The 13,456-nt window shown below is 68.9% G+C and carries 16 protein-coding genes and 1 pseudogene; 11 read left to right on the top strand and 6 right to left on the bottom strand.

What is annotated here, in order from left to right:
• From B2U11_RS05490 to B2U11_RS05480, 3 genes and pseudogenes are all read left to right on the top strand, one after another.
• Positions 1-367 (top strand): annotated as a pseudogene (locus B2U11_RS05490) (ATPase); the annotation flags it as partial.
• A gap of 79 nt (positions 368-446) precedes the next feature.
• Positions 447-899, top strand: coding sequence for a hypothetical protein (locus tag B2U11_RS05485; RefSeq protein ID WP_292070458.1), 453 nt, complete (start codon positions 447-449; stop codon positions 897-899).
• Positions 896-1,198, top strand: a complete 303-nt coding sequence (locus tag B2U11_RS05480) for a winged helix-turn-helix domain-containing protein (RefSeq protein WP_292070457.1) — start codon at positions 896-898, stop codon at positions 1,196-1,198. The genes B2U11_RS05485 and B2U11_RS05480 overlap by 4 nt, the downstream gene beginning before the upstream one ends.
• On the opposite strand, the gene B2U11_RS05475 is transcribed toward B2U11_RS05480, so the two are convergent.
• Positions 1,195-1,950, bottom strand: a complete 756-nt coding sequence (locus tag B2U11_RS05475; protein WP_292070456.1) for a pseudouridine synthase — start codon at positions 1,948-1,950, stop codon at positions 1,195-1,197. The genes B2U11_RS05480 and B2U11_RS05475 overlap by 4 nt on opposite strands.
• Before the next feature lie 276 nt (positions 1,951-2,226).
• On the opposite strand from B2U11_RS05475, the gene B2U11_RS05470 reads away from it, so the two are divergent.
• Positions 2,227-2,718, top strand: coding sequence for a hypothetical protein (locus B2U11_RS05470; protein WP_292070455.1), 492 nt, complete (start codon positions 2,227-2,229; stop codon positions 2,716-2,718).
• Positions 2,719-2,720: 2 nt separating this feature from the next.
• Here the strand turns inward: B2U11_RS05470 and B2U11_RS05465 are convergent, their stop codons facing one another.
• Positions 2,721-3,356 (bottom strand): DUF938 domain-containing protein, encoded by a 636-nt coding sequence (locus tag B2U11_RS05465; protein WP_292070454.1) that lies wholly within the window; start codon positions 3,354-3,356, stop codon positions 2,721-2,723.
• An 85-nt stretch (positions 3,357-3,441) separates the two neighbouring features.
• Here B2U11_RS05465 and B2U11_RS05460 point away from each other — a divergent pair, with 85 nt between their 5' ends.
• On the top strand, positions 3,442-4,455 hold the full coding sequence (locus B2U11_RS05460) for an NAD(P)/FAD-dependent oxidoreductase (RefSeq protein ID WP_292070453.1): 1,014 nt from the start codon (positions 3,442-3,444) through the stop codon (positions 4,453-4,455).
• On the opposite strand, the gene B2U11_RS05455 is transcribed toward B2U11_RS05460, so the two are convergent.
• A complete protein-coding gene (locus B2U11_RS05455; protein ID WP_292070452.1) occupies positions 4,452-5,198 on the bottom strand; it encodes a TonB family protein in 747 nt (248 codons plus the stop codon). The genes B2U11_RS05460 and B2U11_RS05455 overlap by 4 nt on opposite strands.
• A gap of 172 nt (positions 5,199-5,370) precedes the next feature.
• On the opposite strand from B2U11_RS05455, the gene B2U11_RS05450 reads away from it, so the two are divergent.
• On the top strand, positions 5,371-6,168 hold the full coding sequence (locus B2U11_RS05450; RefSeq protein ID WP_292070451.1) for a transglycosylase SLT domain-containing protein: 798 nt from the start codon (positions 5,371-5,373) through the stop codon (positions 6,166-6,168).
• Between the two features lie 80 nt (positions 6,169-6,248).
• Positions 6,249-7,391, top strand: coding sequence for a DUF2336 domain-containing protein (locus B2U11_RS05445; protein ID WP_292070450.1), 1,143 nt, complete (start codon positions 6,249-6,251; stop codon positions 7,389-7,391).
• Between the two features lie 57 nt (positions 7,392-7,448).
• Here B2U11_RS05445 and B2U11_RS05440 read toward each other — a convergent pair whose 3' ends face one another.
• The 3 genes from B2U11_RS05440 to B2U11_RS05430 all read right to left on the bottom strand — a co-directional run bounded on the left by B2U11_RS05440 (position 7,449) and on the right by B2U11_RS05430 (position 9,916).
• On the bottom strand, positions 7,449-7,925 hold the full coding sequence (locus tag B2U11_RS05440; RefSeq protein ID WP_292070449.1) for an Hpt domain-containing protein: 477 nt from the start codon (positions 7,923-7,925) through the stop codon (positions 7,449-7,451).
• A gap of 61 nt (positions 7,926-7,986) precedes the next feature.
• A complete protein-coding gene (locus B2U11_RS05435; protein ID WP_292070448.1) occupies positions 7,987-8,751 on the bottom strand; it encodes an NAD kinase in 765 nt (254 codons plus the stop codon).
• Positions 8,752-8,782: 31 nt separating this feature from the next.
• Complete coding sequence (locus B2U11_RS05430; protein WP_292070447.1) at positions 8,783-9,916, bottom strand: DUF2336 domain-containing protein; 1,134 nt, start codon at positions 9,914-9,916, stop codon at positions 8,783-8,785.
• Between the two features lie 182 nt (positions 9,917-10,098).
• Between B2U11_RS05430 and B2U11_RS05425 the strand changes: the two genes are divergently transcribed.
• The 4 genes from B2U11_RS05425 to B2U11_RS05410 form a co-directional block, all read left to right on the top strand.
• Positions 10,099-10,863 (top strand): class II aldolase/adducin family protein, encoded by a 765-nt coding sequence (locus tag B2U11_RS05425; protein ID WP_292070445.1) that lies wholly within the window; start codon positions 10,099-10,101, stop codon positions 10,861-10,863.
• Positions 10,864-10,925: 62 nt separating this feature from the next.
• Positions 10,926-11,615 carry a hypothetical protein gene (locus B2U11_RS05420; RefSeq protein WP_292070444.1) on the top strand — a complete coding sequence of 230 codons (690 nt, stop codon included), beginning with the start codon at positions 10,926-10,928 and terminating at the stop codon, positions 11,613-11,615.
• 113 nt (positions 11,616-11,728) lie between these two features.
• The gene (locus B2U11_RS05415) at positions 11,729-12,871 is read left to right on the top strand and encodes an efflux RND transporter periplasmic adaptor subunit (RefSeq protein ID WP_292070442.1); all 1,143 of its coding nucleotides are present in this window, start codon (positions 11,729-11,731) and stop codon (positions 12,869-12,871) included.
• Positions 12,871-13,456, top strand: a 586-nt coding sequence (locus B2U11_RS05410) for an efflux RND transporter permease subunit (RefSeq protein WP_292070440.1), incomplete at its 3' end; no start/stop codon positions are given. The genes B2U11_RS05415 and B2U11_RS05410, both read left to right, overlap by 1 nt.

Below are 13,456 nucleotides of genomic sequence, written 5' to 3'. Positions count from 1 at the left end.
GCGCGGCTGGACGCCCTGGCGCGACTGGGCCGCGCGCGAAATGGGCGTGTCGCTCCAGCCCGTTGAAGGCATCGTTCACCTTGGTCAGGACGTGGCGTCGCTGGAACGGGTGAAGGCGCACGCGCTCGGCTTGGACGACTTTAGACTCACCGGGCTTGCGACGGCGGTTCCCTTGTTTGGCTCGGCCGTACTGGGGCTAGCCTTGGAGCGCGGGGCGCTGTCGGCGGACGAGGCCTTCGACCTGTCGCGCCTGGAGGAGGCGTTCCAGGAAGATCAGTGGGGGGTGGACGAGGAAGCGGCCGACCGGACCGCCGCCCGCCGGGCCGAAGCCCAACTCCTCGAGCGATGGTTTGCCGCCACAGTATAACTTTCCGATATGGAAAGTTTTCACTTGACGATATGGAAACAAACGGTCACTTTCTGTCGTGGAAAGTGAGGAGGTCGCCATGATCGATCCGGACAATCAGACGCCGCAGGAGGCGTTGGAAACCATCCGCAACACCCGACGGACTGTCCATCGCCGCATGGACAAGTGGCCGTTGTGGTACGATCTAGGCTACGGCGGGGCGACCGGCCTCATGGTCGGCGGCCAGGCGCTGCCGGCGATGTATGGGCTAGCGTGCACTGCGATCGGCCTGGCCGTGATCGTCGTGATCGTGCGCAAGTGGACCGACCGGACGGGTTTTTGGGTCAATGGCTATTCTCCCAGGAACGCCCGATGGGTGGCGTTCGGCTTGGCGGGCGCCCTGATCGCGTTGATGATCGGGGCGGTGGCGACGCGAGGAAACGGGCCGGCCTGGGCACCGCTTGCGTTCGGCCTGGTCGCAGGCGCACTGGCGATCCTGGGGTCGCGGATCTGGACGCGCGTCTATATCGCCGAAACGACTCGGCTGCCGTGAGCGCGCCGGTCTTCGATGCGGTGATCCATGCGCCTGGTCGGCTGCAGATCTGCGCCCTGCTGTCGGCGGCCGAGGCCGAGTTCGCCACCGTCCGCGACACGATACAGGTATCCGACTCCGTTCTGTCCAAGCACGTGAAGATGCTGGAAGAGGCGGGATACGTCGTGGTCCGCAAGGCGCCGTTCGCGGGACGTCAGCGCACCTGGCTGTCGCTGACGTCCGCCGGCCGCAAGGCGTTTGCCGGCCATGTTGCGGAGCTGACCCGATTGGCGTCCCTGACGCTGCCGTCGGGCGTCTAACCGACCAGTCCCTTGCGTTCGTCCGCCGTCAGGTGACGCCAGCGGCCTTCCGGCAGGTCGGAGAGGCGCAAGGGGCCGATGCGGACGCGTTGCAGGTCCACGACCTCGAGCCCGACCAGGTCGCACATCCGGCGGATCTGGCGGTTGCGGCCTTCCTTGAGGACGAAGCGCAACTGCTGGCCCTGGACCTGGGTGACGCGGGCGGGCTTCAACTGGCGGCCGTCCAGTTCCAGGCCGTGGCGAAGTCGGGACAGTCTGGTCTCGGTGACAGCGCCTTCGACGACGACCAGATACTCCTTGTCGAGTTCGGACTGCGGCCCGATCACCGCCTTGGCCACGACGCCATCGGAGGACAGCAGCAGAAGGCCCCGCGAATCCTCGTCCAACCGGCCGATGGGGGGCAGGGAGGCGTCGCGCGCCGGAACTGGCCCCTCGCCGATGCGGTTGGCCAGGGTCAGCAGGCGCACGGCGGGGGTCTTGCCCGGCTCGGGCTGGCCCGACACATGGCCGACGGGCTTGTTCAGCACGATGGTCACGCCCGCGGCCAGCGCCGCCTCGGCCCGGTCGTTCAGGGTCAGGGTCTGGCCGGGCGCGATCTTGCGGCCGGCGTCGGCGACGACCTCGCCGTCGATCGACACCAGACCGTCCGCGATCAAGCCTTCCGCTTCACGGCGCGAGCAGACGCCGGTCTGGCCCAGCCACTTGTTCACGCGCACCGGGGCGTCGCCGTCATAGGTTCGGGTAAAGGCCATCAGGGTCCGTCCATGCGTCGCCGCTGTCTAGGTCCGGCTTAACGAGGGAGCAAGCGCGACGACCGAGCAAGGATCACGAAGCGGACAACATCCGCCGCGTCAGGTTGATTTGACGCCGATTTCGACTATATCTGTGCGCATTCCACAAATGAGCCAGAGTGCGAGGCGACGTTCGTCGAGCTCGTCGATTATCCGTTTTCTGGTCCGATGTGTTCGTGGATCGTCGCCGCCTGGCGTCGATTCGGACTTTTTATTGAAACCCTCGAAGGAGACGTCTTGTACGCTCAACGCAAATCTTCCGCCGCCCCCCGTCGCAATGGCTATAACCGTCCGGTTCCCACCCGTCTTCGCATGGGTCTGGTGATGCGGCGCGGCATGGACTTCGGCGAGATGGGCGACGTGGAGGGGGCGCTTCGGGCCGAAGGCGTCGGTCTGGCCCCCATCTCAACCGGCGACGCCAGCCTGTCGGCCGGCGGCGTCACCGTGCTGGCCACCGCCACGGCCGAGGACATCGCCGATGGCCGGGTCAAGGGCCTGGTCGTGCCGGGGGGAGCCGCCGACGAGGCGGGATTGGCGGCCGTTCGCTCGCTGATCGACATGGCGCGCGCCAATGCGGTGCCGGTCATCGCCTTCGCCGACGGCGTGGCGCTGGCGGCCGAGCGCTTCGGCGTGCCAACCGATTCGCCGGGTGCGGTCTTCCGCGACGGCGACGTGGTCGAAATGAGCGACCGCGCCGCCCTGACGCCGGCCGTGGGCGCCATTTCCTGAATTCAGAGACGCCGGTACAGCAGCATCAGATTGTTGGCCGGCATCTCGATCCGGAGCGTGGCCGCAAAGCCATGTCTCCGGGCCAGAGCCTGCACCGCCTCGCGGTCGCGCAGTCCCCACGCCGGATTGCGGACCTTCAGACTGTCGTCGAACGCCTGGTTCGAGGTCGCGAGCGGGATGTCCGCCTCGCGGTAAGGCCCATACAAGATCAGCAGGCCGCCGGGTTCGCGCAATCGAGCGGCCGCCAACTCCATCAGCCCCTCGGTCGCGGACCAGGGGCTGATGTGCGTCATGTTCGCGCAAAAGACGGCGTCATAGGTCCGGTCGGGCCAGGTCGCGTCATCGGCGGCGTCCAGCGCGAGGGGATCTGCGAGCGCCGGGGCGTCCACCTTGGCTGTCCACGCCCGGATGCTGGCCCGGGCCTCGGCGCTGGGGTCGCTGGGCGTCCACTCGAGGCCGGGCAGGGCCGAGGCGAAGACGACCGCGTGTTCACCTGATCCCGAGGCGATCTCCAACACCGAACCCTTCGTCGGCAGATGGGCGCGCAGGACGCGAAGAATAGAGTCCGCGTTGCGACGCGCCGCCGGCGAGGTGATCGCGCCGTCGGGCAGGGCGGAGATGGCGTCCAGGCTGTTCATGGCTGACTGATAGCGCGCCCCAGGCCGTCTGGCTTGGACGATCTGTCGGCTTGCATTCCCCGGATCGGAGGTCGATTTGGGGCAGGTGACGACGACCTCTCCTTCCATCGCGATCATCGGCGCCGGCGTGCTGGGCCTGTGCGTGGCTTTCGAACTGAAGCGGCGGGGGCACGCCGTTCGGGTGATCGATCCTGGCGGCGCGAACGCCTCTTCTGTCGCCGCGGGCATGATCGCGCCGGCGATGGAGGCCGCCATAGACCAGGCCGCGCCGGAACAGGCGGCGCTGTTCCGTGCCGGTCGGGACCTGTGGCCGGCGTTCGCCCAGGCGGCCGGGATTTCTCTCAAGGCACGGCCCGCGGAGTGGCGCGGACCGCAGGCCGAGGCGCTGGCCCAGCGGATGGCGACGCTGGGCTTTGCGGCGCGCCGCGACGGCGACACTCTGGTCACCGACGAGGATCTGCAGATCGAGCCCGAACAAGCGATTGCGGCGCTGCGGTCCACGCTGGGCGCCGCGGTCGTGAACGGCGAGGTTCTGCGTCTGGAGGCGACGGCTTCGGCGTGGCGACTGTACCTGGACAGCGTGACGCTGGAGGCGTCGGCCGTCGTTCTGGCGACTGGCGCCGGGCCAGCAATACCCGGCGTCACGCCTGAAACGCGGCGTCTGGTGGACCTGATTCAGCCGATCAAGGGCCAGATCGGACGTCTACAATCCCGACCTGTCGCGCATGTCGTGCGCGGACCAGGCGCCTATGTCGCGCCGATGGAAACGGGCGCCGTGGTCGGCGCCACAATGGAGCCGGGACGTCGCGGCCTCGAGCCCGATCCGGCCTCGGCGCGGCGGCTTCTGGAAGCGGCCGAGCGCGTGCTGGGACGACCGCTTGACGCCGTCGAGGTGGAATGGCGCGCGGGTGTGCGGGGGGCGTCGCCGGACGGACTGCCTTTGGCGGGCGTGGTTTCGGACGCGGACGCGCTGTTCGTGGCCCTGGCGCCGCGCCGCAACGGGTGGCTGCTGGGGCCTTTGGTCGCCGAGGTCGTCGCCGATGCGATCGAGGGCAGGGCGTCATCGCACGCCGCCGCCCTCGATCCGAGGCGGTTCTAGTCGCTCATGGCGAAACGGACGGTGAAGTTGACCGTCGCGCCGTCCACGGGGCGGCCGTCGATAGTGCGGGGGTTCATGCGGAAGTCGCGTGTCAGGCCCAGGGCCGCGCGGCCGAAGCCCAGTCCGCCGGGAGTCTCGCCGGCGATGCGGCACCCGGTCAGGCCCCCGTCCACCCGCACCACGCAACTCAGGCTCGCCGCGCCCGAGACGCCGCGGTCGATGGCGCGCTGGGGATAGGCGCGCGCCATCTGGGCGGCAGAGGGACGGGCCGCCCAGCTCGGGTCGTTGATGACCGACGGGGCGCGGGGCGGCTGGGTCGTCGTCGTCGTCCCCGCGCCGCCCTCGACGCCGTTGACCGCGTTGCTGACGATCACGGACTGGGAGGGCGAACCGATGACCGCCGGCGTCTCGGGCGGGACGAACGGCGAAACCTGCTCCGTCGGCAAGACCACGAGCGGCTTGTGCACGGGCGTCGGCGGCGCTGGCGGCGTCGAGCTTTCAACCCGGGGCAAAAGCACGGGGCGGGGAGGAGGGGCCAGTGTGATCGTGGTGGTCGGCGTCGTCGGCGCTTCCGGCGGCGCCGCGATCTCGAACCGTTGATTGTACAGGGCGATCGCCACCCCGATGTGAAGGGCGACCGAGACGCCGATGGCGCCCCACATCCAGCCCGGTAAGGGTTTCCTCTGTTCGCCGAAATCGATCGGACTGATCAAGCCGGGACCCCCGGCGGCGCGTATCATCATGATCTCAACTCCCGCTCTCGCCGCCCCCGCAGCGCCCGCAAGTCAGAGTTGAGCGCGCCACTTGTGGCGGGTTTGCGGCGGACGTCCGTTCGTCAGACTAAAGGCGGAGGCGTTAACGGCGCTGTTAACGATTAGGGATTGGTTAACCCTGTTCGGCCACCGTCGGGGCGTCATGAGCATCGGCGCGATTCCCTCCGCAGGCGGTGTCGAGGCGGCCATCCGGCGCGCCTCGAACGTCGTGGGCGTGGACTTCGACTTCATGATGAAGACCGCCCAGCGCGAGAGTTCTCTTAACCCTTCGGCGCGGGCGCGCACCTCATCGGCGGCGGGGCTGTTCCAATTCATCGAACAGACCTGGCTATCGACGGTCAAGAAACACGGAGCCCAGCACGGATACGGCCAGTACGCCGACCTGATCCACAGGGGCGCGGACGGGCGCTGGCGGGTGGAGGGATCGGCGCGCAACGTCGTGCTGGACCTGCGATTCGACCCCCAGGCGGCCTCGACGATGGCGGCGGAACTGACGGCGTCGAACGCCGCCTATCTGCGCGGCCGGACAGGGCGGGAGCCGGGGGCGGGCGACCTCTATGCGGCCCACTTCCTGGGGCCGGCGGGCGCAGCGCAGCTGATGGAGGCGCTGGACCGCAGTCCCGGCGCCAGCGCCGTCGCCCTGTTCCCCGAGGCGGCGCGCGCCAATCGCAGCATCTTCTACAAGGGCGGCCGTCCCGCTTCGGTCGCCGAGGTGCACGCCAATCTGCAGCGCTCGGCCGGGCAGGGGACGCCCGCCCTGGGGACCGGGGACGGCCCGTCCTCCACGCCCGCCCTCAGCGAGCGGGATCAGCTGCTGGCGGCGCGGCTGGACAGGCTCAAACAGGATCAGGGCCTGCTTGCCATGCTGTTGGGGCAGGACGGCTCTTCGACCACCGGGTTCGGCGGGGCCTTCTCTCCGTTCGACAAGGAAACAAGCTAGCCGCGATCGTCGATGGTAAACCGGGCGTTAAGCATGGCAGGCTCAGGATGCGGCCCAGACGCCGATTCCACCCGAGCCCCATGACCGCCTATCGCGCCCGCCTGACCGAAATGGATATCCGCCGCCTGGTCCAGGCCGCGGACGAGGATGAACGGGCCGAGGCCGCCCACAAGCTGTGCCGCAGCATGGAGCGGGCGCCGCTGGACCAGGCGGAACGCATCGCGGCGCAGAAGATCATCCGGCTGCTGGCGCAGGACGCCGCCGAACTGGTGCGTCGCGCCATGGCGGTGACGCTTAAGGCCTCGGACCTTATACCGCATGACGTGGCGCGCCGACTGGCTGCCGACGTCGACAGCATCGCCTTGCCGGTCATCGGCGCCTCGCCGGTCTTCACCGACGAGGATCTGATCGAGATCGTGCGCGCCGGATCGACCCTGCGTCAGGCGGCGGTGGCGGGACGCGCGCGGGTGTCGCGCGACGTCGCCGGCGTGATGGCGGCCGAGGCGAGCGAGCAGGCAGTTCGCATTCTGGTCGCCAATGACAATGCGGACCTGTCCGAACAGGCCTTGTCGGTCGTGGTCGACCGCTTCCCCGAATCCGAGGACGTCGTCACCGCCATAGCCTATCGCCAAGCCCTGCCGCTGCATGTGACGGAGCGGCTGATCGAGCTGGCCGGCGACGCTGTGCGCGATCATCTGATCCAGGCCCACGCCATTGCGCCGGAGACGGCCATTCGCCTGGCGACCTTCGCCCGCGAGCGCGCAACCGTGGATCTGATCGACCAGGCGTCATCGACAGCGGACCTGGGCGCCTTCGTGGTGCAGTTGAACGCACGCAAGGCCTTGACCCCCTCGTTGATGCTGCGCGCCTTGGCGCGGGGGCAGATGGCGATGTTCGAGCATGGGTTGGCGGAGCTGGCGAACACGCCGCACAGCCGCGCCTGGCTGATGGTGCACGACGCCGGCCCGCTGGGCCTGAAGGCCATTTATGACCGCGCGGGACTTCCGCCACGCCTGTTCCAGGCCTTCCGCGCCGGGGTGGACACCTGGAAGGCGCTGTCGGCCGAGGGGATCGACACCTCGGGCGAGGTGTTCCGCCAACGGATGCTGGAGCGGTTCCTGACCCAGCGCCCGAACGCCATGCGCGACGATCTGGCCTATCTGATGGAGCGTCTGGATCAGCCCGCCTATCGCCCTGAGATCGCGGCCGCCAACGCGGCCTGAGCAAAAAAGAAAGGCCCGCCGAGCGGCGGGCCGTTTCGACGCGGGTCAGGAAGGCGATCAGGTCTGGCGGTGTTCGGCGACCTTGGCTTCGAGGGTCTCGGCCAGGACCCGGCCGGTCGGATGGTCGTCGGTCTTGATCTGGTCGCGGACCACGGCGCGGATGGCGTCGATGTGGGCGTCCAGCACCACGACCGGCGCGTTCATGCGCGTGTCAGCATCGTCCAGCAGGCGGCAAAGCGACCCGGCGAGGCGCGTGACCAGCGGATATTCGTAGGTCGTGCCCAGGCCCTTCAGGTCGTGGGCGCGGAAGTAGAGGGCCTCGGCGGTCTGGGGCGTATAGCCCTGCTCGCGGATGTCCGCCTGGGCCTGATCCAGCTTGGCGACCTCGTCGTTCAGCCATTGGCTGAACTGGGCCGACATGGCCTTCAGGGCCTCTTCCGCCTTGGCGATGGCGTCCGCATTGATCCCGAAACCGCCGCCGACCTTCATGCGAAGGGTGTTGGGCGGACGGATGACTTGCGCGGAATTGCTCATGGCGGACTCCCTTACGATCTGCGGCGACGCTAGGGCAGCGCCCTTAAGAAGCCGTGACCGCCTACTGAGAGAATTGTTCGGCCATGACCCGCTCCTCATAGGAACGCCCGGCGTCGAACAGCATGGTCAGGGCCACGTCGCGGCGTTCGCGCACCTCCACGCGCGCCACGCGCCGGACCTCGAAGTTGTCGGCTGTGGCCGAAACCGGGCGCTTGTCCGGCTCCAGCACCTCGAAGGCGACCCGGGCCTCGTGGGACAGCAGGGCGCCGCGCCAGCGCCGGGGGCGGAAGGCGCTGATCGGCGTCAGGGCAAGGATGCGCGCGTTCAGCGGGATGATCGGTCCATGAGCCGACAGGTTGTAGGCGGTCGATCCGGCCGGGGTCGCCACCATGCAGCCGTCGCACGACAGTTCTTCCAGACGCACCCGATCGTCGATGGTGATGCGCAGCTTGGCCGTCTGCCGGGTCTGCCGCAGCAGCGAGACCTCATTGATCGCCAGTCCGGTGTGGACCTCTCCGCTCTCGGTCCAGGCGTCCATCTGAAGCGGGTGGATGACGGTGCGTTCGGCCGAGGCGATCCGTTCGGGCAGATCGTGCTCGCCGAAGTCGTTCATCAGGAAGCCGACCGAACCCCGGTTCATGCCGAACACCGGCGTCCGTCGGCGCAGGTTGGCGTGCAGCGTCTCCAGCATCTGGCCGTCGCCGCCCAGGGCGACGATCACGTCGGCCTCGGCTTCTGGCACGCCGCCGTAGCGGGCGGTCAGGGCCGCGCGGGCCTGCTGCGCTTCCGGGCGGTCGCTGGCGACGAAGGCGAGGGTCGGGGTCACGGGCGGACGTGAGCCGAGCTTGGCGGCGATGTCAAATGCCCGCCGGCTTTTCCATCATCTGGCGAAAGGCGCGGGCGGCGGCCGTGGCGCCCAGGGTGGTCGGGGTCCAGCCGCCCTGGCCGGGAAAGCCGCCAGACAGGTGACGGACCTCGGTCAGCAGCGACGGAAAGACCGCCCGGTCGACCCCCACGGCGATACACGCCAGATACAGCGGTTCCGCAGTGGGCGACCGGATCGCGCCGCGCACCTGGGCCAGGCTGAAACCGCCCAGCGCCATCAGGGCCTGCTCAAACAGGCCAAAGCGCTGTTCGCGCAGCGCCCGCACCAGAAGGCCGGGACGGAGCTGGCCGGCGCCCTTCAGCTTTTCGACCAGCCGACCTTCCATTTCCTGGCGTTCCAGGTCCTCGGCCCGGCCATTCGGCTGGGGCACGGTGCGACAGGCCGCGCCGCCGGCGGCGACGTGGGCGGCGTCCTGTATCGCGGCGTTCAACAGCCGGTCGTCGATGCGGAACCGTTCGCTGATCGATTGGCGAAGCGCCTGACCGACCCACTGATAGAGCTGCTGGGCCATTTCCTCGCTGAGGCGAGGATGACGGGTCAGGGGCGCGCGAAGGCCCGCGATCCGCTGCGAATGGGCCACCAGCCGCCGCATCGCCGCTTCGCCGATCTCGGCCGTGCGGTTCGAGGCGAGGGCGGTCATGGTGACCGCCTCGCCCCGGTCGATGATCGCCTCGACCACCCGGCCGGCCAGATGCGGTCGACGCGCAACCGCGATCTGGTGTTCAAGGGTGGACTCGATCAGGACGCGAAGCAGATCGGCGTCCTTGAGCAGGGGGCTGGCCAGGATGACGGGACGCGCGATCTCGATCTCGTCCAGCGCCAGCATGTTGATCAGCGCCGGCGGGGCCCACGCCGCGTCGGCCAGACGTTCGGACAGCACCTGGCGAACGTCCCGTTCGGCCTGGGCGGCCAGGGTGACGAAGATCTCGCTGAGAACCGGCTCCATCTCGCTGCCGGGCGGGGCGGCGTCGCACAGGGCGACGACGCCGAGCAAAAGACGCTGGCGATCGTCCGCCGACCGGCTGTGGGCCAGTTGCAGCAGGCGCGACACGTCGGGGGCTGCCGAAGCGTCGGAGGACGGCCTGAACTGTAGAACAGCGGACACGGCGGCTCCCGGCTCCAGGATGGAATCACACAGACAACCCTTGCTTCAGGGTTGTGAAGGTGCGGTTAACGAGGTGTGAACCGGGAGGGTTAACGACCCGCACAAAGCACGGATTTGGTTGACGCCGGCAAGGCGGAGGAGGACGCTGGCCTCAACGCCCAGCAGAGGCAGGAGGAATGGATATGGCGGACGGCGCCCCCCTTTCGATGAAATCCCGGGTCAGCGAGGCCGAATGGCAGGCGCGCGTGGAGTTGGCCGCGCTTTACCGGCTGGTCGCCCTGCACGGCTGGGACGACATGATCTTCACCCACATATCGGCCCGCGTGCCGGGGCCGGAGCATCATTTTCTGATAAACCCCTACGGCTTCTACTTCGACGAGATCACCGCCTCGTCGCTGGTGAAGGTGGACCTGGACGGAAACATCGTCGGCGAGACGCCCCATTTCATCAATCCGGCGGGCTTCACCATCCACTCGGCGGTCCATGCCGCGCGGGAGGACGCCAAGTTCGTGATCCATCTGCATACGGTCAACGGAGTCGGCGTGGCGGCGCAGCAGGGCGGATTGTTGCCGATCAGCCAGAACGCGTGTTTACTGCAGCATCAGGTTGCGTATCATGGCTATGAGGGATTGGCCCTGAACCACGACGAGCGCGAACGTCTGGTGGCCGACCTGGGGGACAAGCCGCTGATGCTGCTGCGCAACCACGGCACATTGGCGGTCGGGGAGACCGCGGCGCAGGCATGGATCGGCATCTTCTTCCTGGAACGGGCCTGCGCGCAGCAGGTGGCGGCGCTGTCGGGCGGCCGCGATCAGGTGCTGATCGCCCCCGACGAAGCGCAGGCCGAGACGAAGGAGCAGGGGCGGGGCATCGGCTTCATCTCCGCCCTGGCCTGGCCCGGCGCGCTTCGCCAACTGGACCGCAAGTCGCCTGGCTACGACGTCTAAGCCTGACGGTCGGCGGCGTCGCCGCGATCACGGCTTCCCAGGTTCAGGCCAGCGCCTGGGTCATGCCGCGCGGCCAGGGCCAGGCGATCGTCAAATATGAGCGCATGGAGGCGGACACCGGCTTCGACCCGGGCGGGAGCGAGCAGCCGCTGCCGGCGCGACGACGCGACGACGCCCTGGCGGTTCACGCCGAATACGGGATCGCGGATCGGGTGTCCGTGCAGGTCAAGGCCGAGTTGCAGTCGGGCGAGGACGCTTTCGTCGATTACGAGGGCCGCGGGCCGATCGAACTGGGCCTGACCTGGCAGGTTCATCGCGGGGCCGCAGGGGCCGTCAGCGCCTATGTCGGCTATACCCAGGCCGGGGTCGGGCGAAACGCCGGCTATGCGCCGCCGGGCGTGGGCGAACACGACTGGGAAGCCCGGGTTTCGGCGGGACGAAGCTGGGGGCCGGTGCGGGCTCTGGACGGGATATTCGTGGAGGCGCAGGCGGCGCGTCGGCTGCGCGATCAACTGCCGGACGAGACCCGGCTGGACGCCACCGCAGGCGCGCGCTTCGCCGGTCGGTGGATGGCGCTGGGGCAGGCCTATGGCGGGGCGGCCGACGCCGGCGCGCGCTGGCTGTCGGTCGAGGCGTCGCTGGTGCGCGATGCGGGCGACTGGAGCCTTCAGGCGGGCTGGCGACGAACGGTGGCGGGCCGCGAGACGCCGATTTCGAGCGGGCCGATCGTGGCGATATGGCGACGGTTCTGAAAACGACGATTTCCGCGACGGAAACGGCGGTGCGGCGCGTTACAGAGACTTAATCTTGCGTTGGCGGCGCCAGCCGCTAAGCGTGCGCCACTCCCCCGTCTTGCGAGTCTCGCGTGATCAAACGGCACTTCTTCCTCATCGCGGCCGCGGCGCTGCTTGTCCTGATGGTCGTGGCTGCGATCGTCCGGATCACCTTCGCCTCGTCGGGCCCGGAGGGGGCGGGCGCGCCCGGCGGCGCCGCGCGGCGCGGCCAGCAGGTGTCCCAGGTCGAGGTGACGCAACGGCCGTTCTCAGATCAGATTCGGGTGTTGGGCGTGGCGCGCGGCGCGCGGTCGGTGAACATCACCTCGTCGACGACCGAACTGATCACGCGGGTGATGTTCAAGGACGGCCAGCGTGTCAGCGCCGGAACGCCGCTGGTCGAGCTTCAGGCGCTGGAAGAGGACGCCGCCATCATCGAGGCGCGCGCGCAGCTGGCCCAGGCCCAGCGCGAATATGACCGGTACAAGACCTTGGCGGACCGGGGGATCGCCCCGCGCGTGACGGCCGAGAACGCCGAGACCGCGCTCGAATCCGCCCGCGCGTCTCTGGAGGCCGCCCGCGCGCGGCGCGGTGACAGGGTCATTCGCGCGCCCTTCGCCGGCACCCTGGGGCTGACGACGATCACGCCCGGCACGCTGATCAATCCGGGCGCGGTGATCGCCACCCTGGACGACACCTCGACCATCCGCGTCGATTTCCCCCTGCCGGAACGCTATCTGAACCTGCTTCAGCCGGGCACGCCGATCGTGGCGACCGCCGACGCCTATGGCGACGAGCCGTTCTCGGGGCGGATCGACCTGATCGACACCCGCGTCAACGAGACCACGCGCGCCGCCACGGCCCGCGCCGTCTTCCCCAATCCGGGCGGACGCATCCGCCCCGGCATGTTGCTGCGCGTCGCCGTGCAGCAAGGCCAGCGCCAGGCCCCGTCGGCGCCCGAGTCGGCGGTGCAATACGAAGGCGCCGGCGCCTTCGTCTATCGGATCGCGCGCGGAGACAGCGGATCGACCGCCCAGCGCGTCGAGATCGAGACCGGCGCGGTCGAGAACGGATTCGTCGAAATCCTGTCGGGCGTCGAGCCGGGCGACCGGATCGTGGGATCGGGCCTGAACCGCATTCAACCGGGGTCGCCGATCTTCGTGGCGGGCCAAGGACAGGGGCAAGGCCAGACGCAGGGACAGGGCCAGCGCGCGGCGCAGGGCGCCGCCCGATGATGTTGTCGGATGTTTCGGTCCGGCGGCCGGTCTTCGCCGCCGTGGCCGCGATCGTGCTGTGCGTGATCGGCGCGGCGGCCTTCTTCTTCCTGCCCGTGCGGGAACTGCCCGACGTCGATCCGCCGATCGTGTCGGTCAACACCAGCTACGCCGGCGCCTCGGCCGAGGTGATCGAGAGCCGCATCACCGAGCCGATCGAGCAGCAGATCGCCGGCATCCAGGGCGTCGAGCGCATTAATTCGACCAGCCGCGACGGCCGCTCCAACGTCAACATCGAGTTCTCGCTGGACCGGAATATCGACGACGCCGCCAACGACGTGCGCGACCGTGTCAGCCGGGTGGTCGGCAATCTGCCCGACCAGGCCGATCCGCCCGAGGTGGCCAAGGCGGATTCGGACAGCCAGCCCATCATCATCGTCTTCCTGCGCTCCACGACAATGAACCGTCTTCAGCTGACGGATTACGCTGACCGTTACCTGGTCGACCGGATGGCGACCGTGCCGGGCGTGGCGCAAGTCAACATCTACGGCGATCAGCGCTATTCGATGCGGATATGGCTGGACCCGGCGGCGCTGGCCGCGCGCG

It is taken from the genome of Brevundimonas sp. UBA7534, assembly GCF_002479325.1.
Classification (GTDB): Bacteria; Pseudomonadota; Alphaproteobacteria; order Caulobacterales; family Caulobacteraceae; genus Brevundimonas.
This window is presented reverse-complemented; position numbering and strand designations above follow the sequence as displayed.

Bases quoted from the DNA above. Each gene is read 5' to 3' on its own strand.
- B2U11_RS05485 (WP_292070458.1), top strand. From the start codon at position 447: ATGATCGATCCGGACAATCAGACGCCGCAGGAGGCGTTGGAAACCATC.
- B2U11_RS05475 (WP_292070456.1), bottom strand. From the start codon at position 1,950: ATGGCCTTTACCCGAACCTATGACGGCGACGCCCCGGTGCGCGTGAAC.
- B2U11_RS05465 (WP_292070454.1), bottom strand. From the start codon at position 3,356: ATGAACAGCCTGGACGCCATCTCCGCCCTGCCCGACGGCGCGATCACC.
- B2U11_RS05455 (WP_292070452.1), bottom strand. From the start codon at position 5,198: ATGATGATACGCGCCGCCGGGGGTCCCGGCTTGATCAGTCCGATCGAT.
- B2U11_RS05450 (WP_292070451.1), top strand. From the start codon at position 5,371: ATGAGCATCGGCGCGATTCCCTCCGCAGGCGGTGTCGAGGCGGCCATC.
- B2U11_RS05445 (WP_292070450.1), top strand. From the start codon at position 6,249: ATGACCGCCTATCGCGCCCGCCTGACCGAAATGGATATCCGCCGCCTG.
- B2U11_RS05440 (WP_292070449.1), bottom strand. From the start codon at position 7,925: ATGAGCAATTCCGCGCAAGTCATCCGTCCGCCCAACACCCTTCGCATG.
- B2U11_RS05425 (WP_292070445.1), top strand. From the start codon at position 10,099: ATGGCGGACGGCGCCCCCCTTTCGATGAAATCCCGGGTCAGCGAGGCC.
- B2U11_RS05420 (WP_292070444.1), top strand. From the start codon at position 10,926: ATGCCGCGCGGCCAGGGCCAGGCGATCGTCAAATATGAGCGCATGGAG.